The following is a 16,964-nucleotide window of genomic DNA, read 5'->3' as shown; positions in this document are numbered from 1 at the left end:
AAAAGGAATATCTTAGGCAGACTTGCGCAGCGCTTACGTAGGGCTAGACAGGCATAGATGGATATAAGTTGACATAGGTGAAATAGGCAGGTTGGAGTAAAAATAGACCTCCCATTAGCAGAGGTCGTGGCAAGGACGTGCGATATGTATCTTGCAGAGCTAATCATTCGGTTCTAGAGTCGAAACTCAAGCTAGCTCATGTCCAATTTGAGGGAGTTATCACTTGAAGAGGAGGTCGTATCATTGTCCTACGGAGGCTTGTTTCTCTAACGATCCCAGTGTTGCTAAAATAAAATGTGGACACCCGTTAACGTACGGAAGGAAACGAGCCTGGTGCTAGATGCATTGAAAGATGCTTACCAGGCCAAACGCCCCGCTCCAGGATTGCTCCGTCACTCGGATCGTGGCTCGGATGGCGCTAGGTTATCTTTCACCTGCTCGTTTTGCACTGAAATTTACGGTCAAATCCGTCGCGTAAGTGTCTACTTTCTTGACATAAGTCCATATTAATCCACATTTACAGCCTCGATCACTTCGAATAAAAATGGATTACCGTTTAAATATTCTCTTATGTATGCTTGGGCATATTTTTGTTCATTGATTAAACTGGCTGTTTCTCTTGGATCAGATGCGTGATGACAGTAATTCTCGATTATGATCATAACGAAAAAACATTCCAGATCCCGAGTATAGTCCATTTCGAGCTTCCTAATACTCTCATAACCTTGGATAAGCATCCATCGATGCTTTGGCCAAAGCTCCAACATGGTGCCTGCCATGTCGTAGAGATAATATCCGTACCCACATCTTCCAAAATCAATCGGATAAGGTTGATTATCGTTAAAAACCATATTACCGGTATGTAAATCAGCATGAATGAGCCCATAGTTATGTTCACTTGGACGCATAGTGGTAAGTTGGGATACAACCTTCTCAGCTGCATCTTGATACAGCTTCCATGCCTCTTCGGATAAAAAATGTTCATGGCAACGTTCCAACTTAGCCATATCACGTTTAAAAGTTTCTACTCCCCAAGTAGGTCTTACAAAATCAGAAGGTGGATTGAAATCCTTTGTTGCTTCATGGAGCCTGCTCATCAATACACCCATATTATATGCATGACTATCCTTAAATTCACCTGTTGCTTTTTCACCCTCGATCCACCGCATCATCGTTATATAAGGGCGTCTATATCCTATCTCTGTTTCGATGTCCAATACATAAATACCATCACAACTTGGTATCCCTTCGGGTACCTTAAGATCTTTCGATTTGTTCAGTGCTTGTAACAGTAGGAGTTCCGAACGAATTTCTTCTCTGCTTAATAGGTCCGAATGAATGCGAAGCAGATAATGGTTATCTGTACTGGTTTCAATTTTATACGTGATCGTATCAGATAGTTGAATAAACTGGATGTTATCCCACTCTATGTCATACTGTTGAATTGCTGATAAAGCTACTTTTCTTGCTCTGATCAATAACGCTCGCCGTTCTTCATGCGTATCAAATCTAAAAAAATCATTCATTGGTTATCCTCCTGCAGTTTTTATGAAGTAAATCAACCACTTCTCTTATAAGTTATTGTAACGATCGTAAAAGATTAATAATATGTAATAAACAATTTAAACTATGCTATACACAAAAAAGTCATATGCCTAATCAACAATAGGAATATGTTATTAGCTAGCATTTGCTGAAAAAACGGAACGAAGCATCATTAAGCGATGTCTCGTTCCATTTGAATCGGGTCTACTGAATGGAGAACACTTCTTTTTTCAACAGCTCTTCAGGTTTTTGACCGATGGGATCGCTGTGGAAATAATCACGGATAACCCCATCCTCCAGATAGTTCGCAATAGATACCATAATCATGCCTTGATCCAACGCCAGATAAGCTTTGGCGATTTCTTTGGTCTCCAGATTGATGGAGTCGTATAAGCCATATTTGCCCATCATGTTTAACTTTTTCAATGTTTTGATGTTTTTGCGTGCCTCTTCAGGCGCATAGTCCAGGGCAAGGAATGTTGCATGCGCAGTTACCGTTGCTCCGTCTTTGTAACCTGAGATGCCAAGCGGTGTCGCTGCAAACTCACTATATCCGGTAGCTGTTGCTGATGGCGAGAATCCCCATGCTGCATACCCTTTTTCTTTGGCATATTCGATTTGCAGCTCGACATGACGTTTATTGTTTAGACCTAACGCTTCTATACCCAAGTCTTTTTCCTTGATTACCAGACCCGGCATAAGTCCTTCAAACATGCTACCGCCCCAACTTGGGACAAATTTTTTACCTTGATACTCATAACTTCCTTCGAAGACATCTACGCCATCATAATTCACCGTTTGACCCTGCGGAATCTGAGACTGCCAATCCCATTCAAGAGGCATAGTTCGATACATCTTCCACCAATGCTCTTTTGGTACATCTCCTTTACCAATGGCAATATAACTCGCTACACGAGGTTCCGTATAAAAGGACCCATAATGATGCTCTGTCAGTGCGCCTTTGGCGACATCATAGCCACCACGGAATTGGCCTACTTCCGGATCGTATAACGTTGTATAGTTCATCTGTTTAACGAGAGTGCTGGTTTGTGCATTTAACTCTTTATACGCTTGTCCAACGACGATTAATCCTGCGGATAACCAACCGTTATCTACTTGTGATATAAATTGCCCCCAATCTTTTTTGACGGAACCATCGTCCGTATTGTACCAGTTATAAAAGAGCCCGTTCCACTTATCCATCTTCTCCAGCGTGTTTAACGTTGTTTTCAAGCGGGATACGGCTTCTTTCTTTGAAAGCAGGCCCATTTGTTCGGCAGAAACGGTACTCATCATGTACATCGCAATGTTTGTTGGCGAGGTACGCTTGGCTTCTTCCGTTCCCTTTTCCTTCATTCGGACTTCATCATACGTTAACCCGGTTTTGGGATCGGTAAAATCTTTGAAGTACTTGTACGTTTTTTTGGCAACCGCTTTCAATTCCGGTTTGAAGCCTGGCGGCTTGCCTGAATCATGTGCGGATATGACAGGAGTGAAAGCTGTGCTGGCAAACAGACAAAAAGTTAAAATGAATCCTAACCTTTTTACAATGTTCATCTCTTTTCTCCCTTCAAAAATGAATTCGAAACGTTTCGCATTTATGATATCATGAGTGTCCATATTTGGTAAATAACAAAATGAAAACCCTTACTTTTTAAAGTTGAATTTAGCTTTTCTTTTTATTTTTCAGTTCGAAACGTTTCATATAAAACATGAATTCTTGACATACAGAAACTCCTTCTTCCGTAATAACAATGCTTCGACCCAGGTACGTATGTAAGCAAAATCTAAAAAAAAGCCGCTATGGTTAGCGGCTTCCATGAGACATACAAATGATAAAGTCCAAGCACGATAATCTATTCAAAGTCATTGTTTGTATCGTGATTGTATGCTTCGATGCTCAAACCATCCCATCATTTTACAGAACAACGGGCTTCATTTGCCCATCCGCTCCAAACTGAATCGGATCAATACACACTTCCCGGTGGTACCCTTTTCCCTCGGAAAACCGCGATAACGGAGTGACAAAACGATGGTAAGCCATGTGGTACTGATCTGTTCCAGCATCATGGAAGATACAGTGATGTCCTGTTCCAAGCATGTCTTTTTCTACATTTTTGCTTAAGACAGGGTAGTGATAGGTGACCGGGCCATAGAGGCTTTCCGACGTACCGTAATTGACATGATAATCCTCACTTCCCGTATCATCACAAGACCATGTGAAGTGGTACAGGCCCGCCCTCTTTAATACGGTTACGGCCTCCCTGAAATCATGCAATCCTGCAAGGTTACGCATCGTTTCTTCACGAACAGTAATCATATCGTCACTAAGCTCCACAATGGCAGCATCCCCGTTGCCGAATAACAGATACATCTTCCCATCCTGCTCAGCATAGATTGAAGGATCAATGGCTTGCCCCATTTTGATATCAAGACGTCTCAATTGATCCATTGTAATTAAAGGCTCAGGCTCCGCTCGGAAAGGACCCGTTGGGGAATCCGCAATAGCCACACCAATAGCACTTTCCTGATTAGGCATTTTGCCGCAGAAGTAATAGTAATATTTGTCGTTGCTGCTGGCAATCGCTGGTGCCCAAGCATTTCCGATGGCCCAAGGCACATCATCCGTTGCCAGATCAAGAATGATCCCTTCATCCTGCCAATACTGCAGATCTCTGGAGGAAAACACCTTGAACTGTGTACCTGACCATCCATCAAAACCATCGGTAGTTGGATACATATAGTAGCGGTCGCCAAACTTCGCCACATCAGGGTCAGCATATTGACCAGCCAGTACCTGGTGACCGTCTCCATAAGCGGCCAGCAGACGATTACCTTCTTCCGCGGTGATGGGCAGAATGCCGCCGTGCCGTTTCTTTGTCGTCCCCATATCAAATTCATTCTCCGCTGCAATGCGGAAGTCTCCACTTGCCAAGTCAGTGGTCAGAAGTGGAAGATACCCCTTCCCCTCGGCAAACCGATCCACTATTAGGCACCACTCTTCCCGGTCATTGAATTTGAAGATTTGCGGCCCTTCTACTCCCATCAACGCTTCGAGCACAGGCGCATAGAGCGGAGTGAATGCATCCTTATCCAGAGAGCCCCCCTTTTCAACACGAATGTTTTTGGTTGTTTCATCCTTGGAGTAACGGTAGTAGGAACCAGATGAAGCAAGAACGGTGGTATCAATGATGTGATTCTCACGCTCAATATATTTTTCGGATGGAGTGAATGTACGGAAGTCTTTGGTACGTGCGCTATAAATCTTTTGTTTACGTTCAGATTCATCTGCATCTTGTGTGGCCGAGGCCCAGAATACAAGAAACTCATCAGCCGCCTCATCATAGACGGCTTCAGGTGCCCACACACAACCTGCACCAGGGGTGCCAAGTGTAACTGTCCAAGGAGAAGACCAATCCATGAGATTACTGGACTCCCATACGACAATATCACGACTTCCTTCGTTTACAGCAACACCCCAGCCTTTGCCGTTTGCGATTCGCAGATCGGTAGCAATCAGATAAAACTTGTCTTCCTTAGCGGAGCGAATGAGAAACGGGTCGCGTACGCCCTGTTCCCCCAGATTGGAGCGTAATACGGGTTTACCTCCGTTTAAATCCTTCCAATGAAGGCCATCCTCGCTATATGAAAAATAAACCTGCTCTCCATCGGGCTGTTCACCGATAAAATGCACAAAAAGATATCCTGCGTAATTTGTGTTTGTATTCAACAAGTTTGGTAGCCTCCTAAGTATGTATACTCAATTCGATTTAAAAGAAAGCGCTTAACCTAGTGTTATCATACTTCAATTCAGGGCTTAGGAATAGGGAAACTTCCTGCTCTTCCTCATTTACCGTTGTGGTGTATACGATTACAATGGTAGAGTTCTATCATAATCTGAAGATGAAATGGAGACCCTTTTAATGATTCAATCGATTATACATATTGCCTTGGTCGTTAACGATTATGATGAAGCAATCGAATTTTACACTCAGAAATTAAACTTCACATTGCTTGAAGATACGTATCAACCTGAGCAGGACAAAAGATGGGTGGTGGTCTCCCCTCCGGGATCTATAGGCACAACCATTTTACTCGCAAGAGCTTCCAAACCGGAACAAGAGCCATTTATCGGCAACCAGGCGGGTGGGCGTGTTTTCCTGTTCCTGAATACCGATGACTTCTGGAGAGATTATAACGACATGGTTGCTAAAGGCATTGAATTTGTACGAGAGCCAAAGGAAGAAGACTATGGCATCGTTGCTGTATTTAAAGACCTTTATGGGAACCTGTGGGATTTGCTGCAAATGAATGAGGACCATCCCATCTCCAGACGTATGAAGTAGTGTTCAACTGCAAGTAGAGATAACTTTAGCTAGAATGTTTATCTTAAGCAAAAAAATGAATGTAGCCCCTCTCTTCGGAGGGGCTACATTCATTTTCAAACCATTAGTTTAGATCATTTCAACATTGCTGTGGAGTGTCTGCTTGTACAACTTTGGTTCAACTTACCTTTTATTTCGCTTGCTGCTTCTTTAGATTCTTCCCTTCTCCTCCTGCGCCATGGAACGAATGTAGAACGCCCCAAGTACGGAACAGAGCAAGAAAGAGAAAAATGCAATCGCTGCGGCCTGTTCGCGCTCCTGAAATACACTGAACACCTGTTGCATAGATACGCCGAGCATTTGGGGAGAGTTGGCTCCGATCAGAAACGGCGCGGTGAACGAACCGATCACTCCCATAAAGACAAAGGTGATTGCAACAAGGAACGTTTTGTAGGACAGTGGGAAAATAAACCGGGTAAACAGCGTCAACCTGCCTACACCTATGTCCTTTGCACTTTCGATCACTGATGACGGGATTCCCGACAGTGCTGAACTGAGCAGCATCGTGGTAAACGGTATGTTGAACCAGAGGTTCGCAATAATAATTCCTTTTTCATCAAAAATGATACGTGGTAACGTTACCCCCACCACTTCCAGCATACGTGCCAGCCAGCCATGGTTTCCAAGCAGATTAATCAGACCATAGGTTGCGATGACCCCCGGGATAAAAAGCGGAATCATGTACGTTTTACGAATCAGATTCACAATCGGACCTTGATTGAAACGCATGTAGATCGCCAGACTGTAACTGATTAGCATGACGACGATGCAGGTTATTACTGTGATTCGCAGCGTAAAAACGATATTGTCACGCATGCCTTTATCGGTAAACAAAAACGTGTACCTGCTCAGATCATAACCGCCTGCATCATTGCTCAGACTCATTATAAACGATTGAATAATTGGAATGATGACCACAATCAGCAGGATGGCGAAGGAGGGGAGCACCATCGCTATGCCTGTAATTGACTGCCTGATTTCCTTACTCATTGGGCCGCAACGTCACTCTGCCAGCGTTTGTTAATCTCTGTGCCCAGATCCCCGATGTTGAATGTGCGGAAGCCCTCAGCTACTCCATCAAATTTGCTTTGTACTTCACTAGACATGTTGGAGAGCTCGATCCCTGGGAATCCATTCATTTTGTTTACAATCACTTCTTGTGCTTCTGGGGAAAGAACAAAATCCAGGAAAGTGTTGATCGCTTCTTTTTTGTCCGACGCTTCATTCACCATCAGGTATGTTGGTCCACCGTTAAATCCTGGCGTAATCTGTTGCATTTTGATGGTGTCCGGCAGCAATCCTTCGTTTAATTGTTGCAGTACCATATCAGACCAAGCTGGGATCATGGATACTTCTCCATTCATGAGCAAGTCCAGGGTACCCTGATTTTTCTTCGGATAGATCCCCTTGCCGTATACAAATGGTCCAATTTCTTTAAGGGTATTAAAACCGGCACTCCACTTCTCCATAACCGCTGGATCGGGGTTGTGAATGTCTTCTTCCGGCAGGTCTTTATACACGATCGTTTGCACAAAAGAGCTTCCCGAACCGCCAGTTGAAGGGTCATTATAGGCAAATTTCTCAGGGTTTGCTTTGATCCATGTCAGGAGTTCATCCAGTGTTTTGGGAGGATTGCTAACTTTACTGCTGTCATACGCTAGCACCACTGCGGATGAACGATAGGGAATCGCATAATTGTTAACATCCTTCATCGTGTTTGCATTAACTTTGCTCAGATTAGGAATGTCCTTTGCATCCAATTGTGCCCATACGCCATCTTTTATCCCTTGAGAAACAGTGACGATGCCATCCTCATACAGATCGATATCTCCTGATCCTTTGCCTGCCTTCTTGGCAGCAACGATGCGGTCATATGTCGGCTCTGCTCCAGTTCCTGATGGAATGTAGACCATTTTTACGTCGATATCCGGGTGTTCTTTTTCAAACATAGGTTCGAGGGAATCCCACAGATCCTTAACATTTTGTGAGCCTGTAAAGTAGAAGTTAAAGGAAACGGGTTTACTTGATGCCGCTGCACTGCTTTCACTTGAAGCTGTCTTCGCATCACTTGCACTGCCACAACCAGCTAATAGGGACATCGACAATCCAACTACCGTCAACAATGATAAAAAGGGCTTTTTCTTTGGCATATTTTTCATCCTCCTCAGTATGATTCCTCATGTGGATATGCAATCATTTTGCTGATCGAAACGTAAATGTCCTTGCCTGTGTGAAGCTGTTCTACTCGATCTTTGTTCAGAAAAGCACGGATAACGCCTAACTGGCCCAGATCAACGGTAACTTCTGCATAATGCCCCAAGATCATGACTTGTTTGATCTTACCTGCCAAGGACGGATGATCCCCTGCGATGAATTGCAACTGTACATCTTCCGGACGAACGGCTACGATCACCTGTCCATCCAGATTTTTTTCATTCGGGAGATGGATATCTCCAATTTGGATGCTCTCCTGTGCTGCCACCCCTCTCAGGAAATTCATTTTGCCGATAAAACTGGCAACATATAATGAAGCAGGCTCATCATAGATTCGTTGAGGCTCTGCGATTTGTTCGATACGCCCATGATTCATAACGATGATGCGGTCGGATAAGGACAAGGCTTCCTCCTGATCATGTGTGACAAATACCATCGTGAGTCCGGTTTTCATCTGAATCTCACGCAATTCCTCACGCATCTCATGTCTCAGTTTGGCATCCAATGCTGAGAATGGCTCGTCCAGTAAGAGCACCGCCGGATTAAGCAGCAAGGATCGTGCAAGAGCAACCCGTTGCTGTTGTCCACCGGACAGCTCGGCCGGATATTTTTTGCCAAAGCCTGATAACCGAACCAGTTTGAGCGCATCCTCTACAGCGGATTGAATCTCGGCCTTGGATTTTTTACGAATCTTCAGACCAAACGCCAGATTGTCGTATACAGACATATGGGACCATAGATTATAGCTTTGGAACACCATGGAAGTTGGCCTTTTCTCAGGCGGGAGTTGTATTACGCTTTGGCCTTCGATCAGAATGTCGCCAGAGTCCGGTTCGAGAAATCCACCTATGCTTCGCAGCACGGTTGTTTTACCACAGCCTGAAGGACCCAGCAGCGTAACCAGTTCTCCTTTTTGAATATCGATGTTGATCCCACTGACCCCATCACCGGTTTTGTAACGTTTGGATAACGCGCGTACAGACAACTGCATCTTACTAACTGCCTCCCTTTTGCCCCGGTATCGTGACCGAAACGTTATTATTTCATCTGAAAACCACTTGCTAACACATCGGCACTCACGAGTCGCTGGGCTGCCACGAGCAGAATGATGGTTGGTAGCGTCAAAATAATCGAGAATACGGCTCCAGCGCTGCTTGGGAAATCGGAAATGATTGAATACATCACAACAGGCATCGTTTTATAATCGGGGATTCCAACCAGAAACGTTCCCTGCGCTTCATCAAGTGAATTGAGAAAGGTGAAGATAGATGCAACCATGATGCCAGGCATCGCCATAGGCAGTGTGATGCTGCGGAACACTTTGAAGGGGCTCGCTCCAACATCTCGAGCGGACTCTTCCTGTGCCCGATGTACATTACGGAAGGCCGAGGTCGGAATCCAGGTCATAAACATCAGTACGTTGATCATATGGATCAGCACAACACCAAGCAGGGTATTCATCAGACCAAGCTGATAGAAAAGCACAGCGATGGATACGTACAACCCCATTTTGGGAAATGCATGTGTCAGAAGGAACGAAAACAGAAACATACGCTTAAGCGGAAACTGCAGTCTGGCAAAAGCATACGCAGCCGGAATACAGATCACGATGGACAGCAACGTTACGAGCGTCGCAATCAGGAAGGATAAGGAGATCGACGAGACAATGTCATCCTTAGCCAGTACAAATTTCCACCATTTGAACCCCCAGATCTGAGGTAGAACGTCCGGGTAATTCCATTTTTCAGTAAATGCAAGTAGCAGCAGATTAACCAGAGGCCCTGCAAAGAAAATGGCGAATAGAGTTAGTAACACGAATTCAATGATTCTCCTTGGTCCAACATGTTTCCAATACCACAACATCGCTATTCCTCCTTTCTTTTCGTTGATTGACGAATCAGTACGTGGCTTTCATATTCGGTCAAACGAGGTACATTCTCTTCCCCGCGAATCAGGCGATCCAGAAGGGATACGGCATCCCGTCCAATGCCTGTAGCATCCACGCTGACGGTTGTTAGTGAAGGGTGAACCATTATCGATAAATCTGTGTTATCGTAACCCATAATAGCTACATCTCCCGGGATTCGCATGCCACGATCTAACATGGCCTTCATTGCTCCCAGTGCCAGCATATCGTTTGTACTGAAAAGAGCACTGTATTGTCCTTCCCGGAATGTTTGATAGTACTCTTCCATCAACTGGTGCCCGGATTCAAAACTCGATTCCGAGGATTGCAGAATACGAACCTGTCCTTCAGATACGGATAAACCAAACCTTTGCAAACGTTGGCAAAAACCTTTCAGCCGTAACGAGTGGCTCCGATGTTCGCCTGGCCCGGCAATGATGAAAAATCGGCGGTGTCCACATGCAACCAAATGTTCTGCTGCACGTTCACCTCCAGCCTCGTCGTTGCTAACGAGATGCACAACCTCAGGATCTTCGGTAGATCCGTTGACCATGAGATACGGAATATTGAATTTTTTTACGTAATCGATTACGTTCTTCTGTAGTCTGCTCACCAGAATAAGTCCATCCACACGCTGCTCCAGCATATAGTCGGTAGAGCGTAACGACATTTCCCGATCTGTCTTCAAAAAGATCGAGTAACCCAGCGCTTCGGCGGCCATTAGAATCTCATCAATGATTCGCCCATATAGTGTGTGGGATACAATCGGTAGCCTGTCCCGAAATACGATGACACCGATGTTATACGTGCGTTTGGAAACCATGGCTCTTGCCACCGCGCTAGGTTTGTAGCGGAGCTGATCGACAGCCTGAAGTACACGCTCTCGTACATCCGGACTTGCGTACCCGTTTCCAGAGATTACACGCGATGCTGTCGATTTGGACACACCCGCCAGCTCTGCGAGTTCACGCAGACTATAGTTTAGCTTTTGGTTCAACCTGCTTCTCCTCCGCTCGTTTCATCTCTTCTCGCAAAGTCGTCAGTTTCAGCGGATTACGCGTTGTGATAGAATCGACACCCCAGCCTGCTAGCGTACGCATATCCTCTACGTCCATGACCGTCCATACATAGACATCAAGACCGTTTGACTTCACAATATCTATAAGCTGCTCTCTCACAACTTGAAAGGGCAGGTTCAGTCCAAAGCAGTCAGCATGTTTGGCCTCTTCGCACATCTGAATAATGGCATCCGCATAGTTGAGACGTTGGAGATGTTGAAGGTTCACATTCAGCAACCGGCGAATTTCAGGTGCATACTTGCCAGCTTTCAAAGCAGTGTCGTAGGCACAACCACTTAGAAATACGTGTTCTTTCATGTTCATCTGCTCAATCAGGGCAGACACGGGCTCTAATGCACGATCCGTTTTGATATCCAGGTTCATGATGTTACCTGCCTTGCGAATATGCACTAGCATCTCCTGAAGGGTCGGGAATGGCGTTAGACTCATGGCATGTACCTCATTCAACGAGAGCTTTTCGAGACTTCCTTGTCTTCCGTCGCCGAGTTCGATCCCATCATCATGTGCCAGTACTGGGATGCCATCCCGGGTTATCCGAATATCATCTTCATAAATATCTATCCCAAGTGCTAAGGAGGCTTGCAGGGATTCAAACGAGTGATCCGGATACCCCATACTGCCGGTATGCGCTGTAATCAGCGGAAAGCTACTCATAACGGCTTCCCTCCTTCCTCCCAATAGATCGCGTTGGTAAACGCAATTCGTACATAGGCGCCTTGCATCGTGCCCCAGCATTCGGCTCGAATCCATCTTCGAGGTGATGCTCCATCGTTGGTGGACAACGGCATCTCCAGTTCCAGAACATGCTCATTGTGTTGCATGATGACCTCTCCGTGCCCTTCCTCTCCCAGATTGGAGTACAGCACTAACCTTAAAGGCTGCTCGGGCAAAGACCATTTCCCGGCACGTACAGAGAAGTCCAAAGCGATATGCGCCAGCAACTGCTGTGTAGTATTTAGCGTCTCAGGAAGCGTTGCCGGAATCATAGAACCCAGCGGGTACAAAATTTCTCCAACGCTCAGTGTCAGTGTGAGCAATGGCCCCATCGTTACAGATATTCTTCCTTCACGCAAGGAGCGAATCAAGCGATCGGTGTGATGCGAAGCCATGTTTGCCTCTTCCTCAATGCCAAGGTATGTGACAGAGATGGGGTCATTGGTCTTATCCTGTGAATGCCAGTCTCGCCCTGATGTGGCCGCGATGCGGCATCCTTCATTCAGTTTTTGTGTCCACAAATCAAAAGCTCGATGATTATCCGTTCGAATGGAAGGAAACGTACCTGACCACACTTCGATATAATCCATACTGGACCAGTCGGTAATATCATATTCCCAGAAGCAACCTGTGCAGGCAGGACTTCCGATGCGGAATGGATGTGCGATTCCGGCAATACCGCCGTGTTGATGAACGGCCGCGATCCCTTTTTCAATATGCTCCCGACTCACATCACGCCAATCTGCAAATTCATGAAGTCCAATGGTCACCATATGACCGTAGAAGGTCGTCCACTCCATACCAGGGATGATGTATAACTCATATTTTTGCTCTATCTCATCTTTGCCGATCAGACCAGACATCGTGTTATGGTCCGTCAAAGCGATTGCATCGAACCCGAGATCAACAGCGCCTTTAACGAGTTCCTCCAAAGTTTGACTGCCATCACTATGCAGCGTATGGGTATGCAGTTCACAAGCGAGCCATCTCATAGGTTGTCCTCCTCGGATGTCCAGATTTGCATCTGGTACGTACACTCTTCTGTGACAATACAATGCACGCTCAACATGATCGTCCAGGTCCCCGCAGGAAGTTCACCCGGCATCAGTCCAGGGGAAGCATCCATTTTACTTATGTAAAGTTCCTGGATCGGGTCATGGCGATGACATGCTCCTCTATATCGATTGGTATCATCCAGCGAGAGTGTAATCAGATTTTTTAACGGGAGATGACGAGTTGCGTTGGCAATGGCGTATTCCCGGTGTTCGGGTAAAATGTACAGATCGTAACTTTCCATAAGCAACTCTATGGATCTATCCTGATCCTCAAGGGTTTTGGGTCCATATTGTAAACGCATATGAAGCTTCGAACATCCGGCTTCAACGACAAATGGCATGCATATATGTGTCTTTGAATCATGGGGAGTGAGGCTTCCTTGCAGATCCAGCACCTTCATTTGAACCACACCGCCCTTCAGCGTGTTATAAAAAATGAAATGATTGTTCAGTGTGGGACCGTTCCCACATCCAATACTTATGTTAAGGTGAAATCATCAGCCCTGTTTCAGGCACATGTTAATATTCTGTAAAGCACAAAAAGGCCTATCTTCTATTAAAAGAACACAGGCCCTAGTCGTGTGGATCTACCTAAATTGTTTTCGCATTGACAGAGGAGATTTCTGTATTTTTCCAACCCATCATTTATTTTCTTAAAGCATCAGTAACAAATGCCTACACGTGTGTTTATAAAACGGCGGTCGCTAAGTTGACGATAGGTGAATTCAGCGGTATCGCCAACGGTAATTTCTGTGCCGCCCTCAGGTAAAACGTCACGTTCTACCCGGTAGTTGCCGCGGACCTCCCCATCTGGCAAATACGTAGGGCATACAATCGTCCACTCCGGGGTGGACTCTTTAAGCAGTGTGTACACTTGTTCATGTTCCTCAGCGGCCCTAGTTGACTTGCGTTTGGATTCACTCGACTGAAATCGCAGTTTCCCAGGCTCGGTTCTGCTTTGCAGAATACCGGCTGTTCCTACGGTAATGATTCGTTTTATGCCCTCGTGCTGCATGGCATTGATGAGTAACGGCATGCTTTTGGATAGTGTGGTTGTTCCATCCGTGTTCAGCGCGCTGATTACCGCATCAACGCCGTGCATGGCATGGACAAGATCATTGGGTTCAAGTACGTTACCTTCGATAATGGTCAAGCGATCGTGTTGCGTGTTTATTTTCTGTGGAGTACGGACCAATGCAGTTACCTGATAACCGTCCTGAAGCGCATATTTAACGATATGGCTTCCGACACGTCCAGTAGCCCCAAGCACTAGAATATGCATATTGAAACCTCCTGATTTTGTTTTTGTGTTCATTGTGTGATATACCGGCATTTGGCCCGTAAAACAATAGAATAACAAAAAAAGCGTTATACGGGTACTTTAAGTACGCCATATAACGCTGCTGTTTCAATGTGTAGTGATCGTTTCAGTGAACTCCTTAATCTTTTCAGCAATCTCCGTGGGATGGGAGCGATACAAGTAATGTCCGGCCTCCAGTAAAACCATCTCTCCCTGTTCAACGTTCGCGATCTGTTTCACATGCTCTGCGACCCATTCTTTCACGACAGGGTGATTCTTCTGCACAAAGAAAAGAACAGGTAAATCCGAAGGCCATGTAAGCTGTTTCGCTGCCTGAAAATTGGAATACATGCTCACAGCCTCGTTTAATTGTGTATTGTTATACATATTTTTGCGTATCAAAATGTTCAATTGTTCTCTGGTATCGTCGTCATAGGAAAGCCCTTCATACGGGTCATCAGTCAGTTTCAACTGAACACGGGCAAAACCAAGGTTACGGAACCATTTAATTGGCTCGATGTCGGATGCTTCAACTTTTTGCTCGCTAAGAGACGGAACACTGTGATCTAGCCCAATGAACGCCTGCACCTCATCCTCGTATCGGTTCACATATTCTAGACTGTAGAGACCTGAGATGGAATGCGCCATGAGCGTATAACGTTTGATACCCAGGCTTTGCAATGCACTATGTATCTCATGTGTGATATTAGCCGAACTACGTTCCTTGTCGGTCTGCTCACTTAGTCCGTAACCAAAAGGTTCAATAACTACGACCTTATAATGAGGACTTAGTTCGGAGATGAGTGGCTTAAAATCAAGTGCAGGAGAAGCTGTTCCGAACCCAGGTAAAATGACTATTGTTTCTTTCCCTTCACCCTGCATGAATACGTTCATTCGTTTTCCATCGACAGATACCTGTTGCCCGTAGTTCTCCAGTCGCTTTTGTTCAGCATGACTGCTGACTTGGTTCACCGTGAACACGGTCGCGATGAAAAGCAGGATGACGATAAGTATAGAGACTACGACTTTTAGTAAAAGTTTAAGAACTCGCTTGGCTTTGGAATCCTGGCTTGCTTTTGTTTTTTTTGAATCTGAATGACTTGGTTCGATCAACACCTTCAGCTCCTTTATGTCATGTTTCCTTCTGGGGTGGGTCTTGCTCTACTCCAAGTCAAGTGTACTCAACTTCGATGTCCCTAGAATGAATGCAATATGAACGGAACATGAACGAACGCTATAAACCTTCCTTCCACCTTATTTAAATGTAAAAACACCTCCAGTCATGATATCCCATAATGAACGGGGACTGCATGTTGCTGAAGGTGTGCAGGCTTATAATCGTTAAACTGTCGTTCGTTTCATGTGAGTTCTTAATATAATTTCTCCAGATAGTCAACCAGTTTCTGATGAAATTCAGTTTCTGAGCACCCTAAAATACCTTTGAGATCCTGCGGCTGACGGATCAATTGATTCAAAGCCTCTATACCGTACTTCTCTAGGACAAACTCGACAAACATATACGAGAATTGGAATCCTTTCTTGGTTTCAAAATCCCATGTATCATCGTCTAATTGAGCAAAGGTGGGAATCGAATTCGTGCGAATGGCCTCTTTCGTCGAATTTTCCAGAAAATCGGGTGTCATCAGTTTGGCATCGTATCCGCCGATTCCTTGTCTAATCCATTTGGGGGCCTTAGGATTAATCTCCTCAATCAGCCACATGGAAAACAGGTGAATCGTACCTTTAATAATAGACTCGTAGGTATGCTCGGGTCCGGGATTGAGTGGTGATACGATCTTAAGAATGTTTTCTTCATACGTACCCGTGAACCAGTTAGGCGCATCCGCTTCCCCCACAGCCCGATGAAAGGTTGGGAGATCTGGATACATTTCAATGATGACTTTACGTTTGGGCTGGTAGTTGTATTTGGTCACAAGTCGTTCGACATTACCGCTTAGTTCCGTGAAGAGATCATGATTTGCTTTTTTCAGACGGTTGTCCGAATGTTCTGAACTTCCTTTATTTTCTATAGAAATCAATTGTTCAATCGACATGGTGGCCATGTTCCCCCATTCATTTAATTCATGCTTGAGCTTTCCAAGGGCGCGGTATAAACGGTTCTTCACTGCGCTCTCACGCATGCCAACAATACTCGCAATCTCGGGTAGCGTACAATCTGCGAAAAAACGTAACGCAATAATCTCCTGATTTTTCTCATCCAGTGTCTGTAGTGCCGCGCCAATGTCAATTCGAAAGTCAACATACTTTGTAAACTCAAGAGTGATGGACTGCGATTCTAATTGTGTAAAATCAAGCGGTGTTTCGTTCTGACGTGACAATCTGCGATATTCGTTTTTTAACGTATTCTGGGCAATCTTGAAAATCCATGTGAAAATATGCGCGTTCCCTCTAAAACGATGCATGTTCTCCGATGCTTTCATAAATACCTGTTGGGTAAGGTCGTCTGCAGCCGCGGCATTTAATTTCAGCAAAAAGTAACTTCGTATGCGGTCACGATATAATGCATAGATGCGTTCAAATCGGGTAGTGATGTCCTGTTCATCCGGATAAACAGCTGTGAATTCTGTGTCATGAGCTCCTGACATGGTGTGAACCTCCTCTTGATTTACAATGAATTAGACACCGCAGCACAACGAATAGCCACAACTTAGCTGAAAAAATATGTATACTTCCGATTATTCTCACGATTTTCTCTAGAACCGCTCAACATCAATATCATGCAATAGGGCTATTATAGTGACTTTA

General features: G+C 45.0%; 16 protein-coding genes. 2 read left to right on the top strand and 14 right to left on the bottom strand.

Annotated elements, in window-relative coordinates:
- Positions 1–352: 352 nt before the first annotated feature.
- The gene (locus tag EC604_RS30865; RefSeq protein ID WP_275670053.1) at positions 353–478 is read left to right on the top strand and encodes a hypothetical protein; all 126 of its coding nucleotides are present in this window, start codon (positions 353–355) and stop codon (positions 476–478) included.
- A 28-nt stretch (positions 479–506) separates the two neighbouring features.
- Here EC604_RS30865 and EC604_RS24340 read toward each other — a convergent pair whose 3' ends face one another.
- The 3 genes from EC604_RS24340 to EC604_RS24330 form a co-directional block, all read right to left on the bottom strand.
- Positions 507–1,526: a phosphotransferase enzyme family protein gene (locus EC604_RS24340; protein ID WP_123066614.1), complete on the bottom strand. Its 1,020-nt coding sequence runs from the start codon at positions 1,524–1,526 to the stop codon at positions 507–509.
- Between the two features lie 223 nt (positions 1,527–1,749).
- On the bottom strand, positions 1,750–3,102 hold the full coding sequence (locus EC604_RS24335; RefSeq protein WP_123066613.1) for a glucoamylase family protein: 1,353 nt from the start codon (positions 3,100–3,102) through the stop codon (positions 1,750–1,752).
- A 361-nt stretch (positions 3,103–3,463) separates the two neighbouring features.
- Positions 3,464–5,275: a family 43 glycosylhydrolase gene (locus EC604_RS24330; protein WP_123066659.1), complete on the bottom strand. Its 1,812-nt coding sequence runs from the start codon at positions 5,273–5,275 to the stop codon at positions 3,464–3,466.
- 193 nt (positions 5,276–5,468) lie between these two features.
- On the opposite strand from EC604_RS24330, the gene EC604_RS24325 reads away from it, so the two are divergent.
- Positions 5,469–5,891 carry a VOC family protein gene (locus EC604_RS24325; RefSeq protein ID WP_123066612.1) on the top strand — a complete coding sequence of 141 codons (423 nt, stop codon included), beginning with the start codon at positions 5,469–5,471 and terminating at the stop codon, positions 5,889–5,891.
- A gap of 189 nt (positions 5,892–6,080) precedes the next feature.
- Here the strand turns inward: EC604_RS24325 and EC604_RS24320 are convergent, their stop codons facing one another.
- The 11 genes from EC604_RS24320 to EC604_RS24270 all read right to left on the bottom strand — a co-directional run bounded on the left by EC604_RS24320 (position 6,081) and on the right by EC604_RS24270 (position 16,804).
- Positions 6,081–6,920 (bottom strand): ABC transporter permease, encoded by an 840-nt coding sequence (locus tag EC604_RS24320; RefSeq protein WP_123066611.1) that lies wholly within the window; start codon positions 6,918–6,920, stop codon positions 6,081–6,083.
- Positions 6,917–8,080 (bottom strand): extracellular solute-binding protein, encoded by a 1,164-nt coding sequence (locus EC604_RS24315; protein WP_123066610.1) that lies wholly within the window; start codon positions 8,078–8,080, stop codon positions 6,917–6,919. Before EC604_RS24315 ends, EC604_RS24320 begins: the two co-directional genes overlap by 4 nt.
- A 14-nt stretch (positions 8,081–8,094) precedes the next feature.
- Positions 8,095–9,135 carry an ABC transporter ATP-binding protein gene (locus EC604_RS24310; RefSeq protein ID WP_123066609.1) on the bottom strand — a complete coding sequence of 347 codons (1,041 nt, stop codon included), beginning with the start codon at positions 9,133–9,135 and terminating at the stop codon, positions 8,095–8,097.
- 47 nt (positions 9,136–9,182) lie between these two features.
- Positions 9,183–10,007, bottom strand: coding sequence for an ABC transporter permease (locus EC604_RS24305; RefSeq protein WP_123066608.1), 825 nt, complete (start codon positions 10,005–10,007; stop codon positions 9,183–9,185).
- Between the two features lie 2 nt (positions 10,008–10,009).
- On the bottom strand, positions 10,010–11,047 hold the full coding sequence (locus tag EC604_RS24300; RefSeq protein ID WP_123066607.1) for a LacI family DNA-binding transcriptional regulator: 1,038 nt from the start codon (positions 11,045–11,047) through the stop codon (positions 10,010–10,012).
- Complete coding sequence (locus EC604_RS24295) at positions 11,025–11,783, bottom strand: glycerophosphodiester phosphodiesterase (RefSeq protein WP_123066606.1); 759 nt, start codon at positions 11,781–11,783, stop codon at positions 11,025–11,027. Before EC604_RS24295 ends, EC604_RS24300 begins: the two co-directional genes overlap by 23 nt.
- Entirely contained in the window at positions 11,780–12,835 is a 1,056-nt protein-coding gene (locus tag EC604_RS24290; protein ID WP_123066605.1) for a CehA/McbA family metallohydrolase, read from the bottom strand. The genes EC604_RS24295 and EC604_RS24290 overlap by 4 nt, the downstream gene beginning before the upstream one ends.
- On the bottom strand, positions 12,832–13,299 hold the full coding sequence (locus tag EC604_RS24285; RefSeq protein WP_123066604.1) for a hypothetical protein: 468 nt from the start codon (positions 13,297–13,299) through the stop codon (positions 12,832–12,834). Before EC604_RS24285 ends, EC604_RS24290 begins: the two co-directional genes overlap by 4 nt.
- Before the next feature lie 260 nt (positions 13,300–13,559).
- Positions 13,560–14,180 (bottom strand): NAD(P)-dependent oxidoreductase, encoded by a 621-nt coding sequence (locus EC604_RS24280; RefSeq protein WP_123066603.1) that lies wholly within the window; start codon positions 14,178–14,180, stop codon positions 13,560–13,562.
- A gap of 126 nt (positions 14,181–14,306) precedes the next feature.
- Positions 14,307–15,314, bottom strand: a complete 1,008-nt coding sequence (locus EC604_RS24275; RefSeq protein ID WP_345789280.1) for an alpha/beta fold hydrolase — start codon at positions 15,312–15,314, stop codon at positions 14,307–14,309.
- Between the two features lie 254 nt (positions 15,315–15,568).
- Positions 15,569–16,804, bottom strand: coding sequence for an RNA polymerase sigma factor (locus tag EC604_RS24270; RefSeq protein WP_123066602.1), 1,236 nt, complete (start codon positions 16,802–16,804; stop codon positions 15,569–15,571).
- Positions 16,805–16,964 lie beyond the last annotated feature (160 nt).

It is taken from the genome of Paenibacillus amylolyticus, from assembly GCF_003719335.1.
Lineage (GTDB): Bacteria > Bacillota > Bacilli > Paenibacillales > Paenibacillaceae > Paenibacillus > Paenibacillus amylolyticus_D.
This window is presented reverse-complemented; position numbering and strand designations above follow the sequence as displayed.

Coding starts and splice junctions, on each gene's coding strand:
- EC604_RS24290 (WP_123066605.1), bottom strand. CDS start 12,835: ATGAGATGGCTCGCTTGTGAACTGCATACCCATACGCTGCATAGTGAT.
- EC604_RS24340 (WP_123066614.1), bottom strand. CDS start 1,526: ATGAATGATTTTTTTAGATTTGATACGCATGAAGAACGGCGAGCGTTA.
- EC604_RS24315 (WP_123066610.1), bottom strand. CDS start 8,080: ATGCCAAAGAAAAAGCCCTTTTTATCATTGTTGACGGTAGTTGGATTG.
- EC604_RS24285 (WP_123066604.1), bottom strand. CDS start 13,299: ATGAAGGTGCTGGATCTGCAAGGAAGCCTCACTCCCCATGATTCAAAG.
- EC604_RS24280 (WP_123066603.1), bottom strand. CDS start 14,180: ATGCATATTCTAGTGCTTGGGGCTACTGGACGTGTCGGAAGCCATATC.
- EC604_RS24335 (WP_123066613.1), bottom strand. CDS start 3,102: ATGAACATTGTAAAAAGGTTAGGATTCATTTTAACTTTTTGTCTGTTT.
- EC604_RS24310 (WP_123066609.1), bottom strand. CDS start 9,135: ATGCAGTTGTCTGTACGCGCGTTATCCAAACGTTACAAAACCGGTGAT.
- EC604_RS30865 (WP_275670053.1), top strand. CDS start 353: ATGCTTACCAGGCCAAACGCCCCGCTCCAGGATTGCTCCGTCACTCGG.
- EC604_RS24325 (WP_123066612.1), top strand. CDS start 5,469: ATGATTCAATCGATTATACATATTGCCTTGGTCGTTAACGATTATGAT.
- EC604_RS24305 (WP_123066608.1), bottom strand. CDS start 10,007: ATGTTGTGGTATTGGAAACATGTTGGACCAAGGAGAATCATTGAATTC.
- EC604_RS24320 (WP_123066611.1), bottom strand. CDS start 6,920: ATGAGTAAGGAAATCAGGCAGTCAATTACAGGCATAGCGATGGTGCTC.
- EC604_RS24270 (WP_123066602.1), bottom strand. CDS start 16,804: ATGTCAGGAGCTCATGACACAGAATTCACAGCTGTTTATCCGGATGAA.
- EC604_RS24295 (WP_123066606.1), bottom strand. CDS start 11,783: ATGAGTAGCTTTCCGCTGATTACAGCGCATACCGGCAGTATGGGGTAT.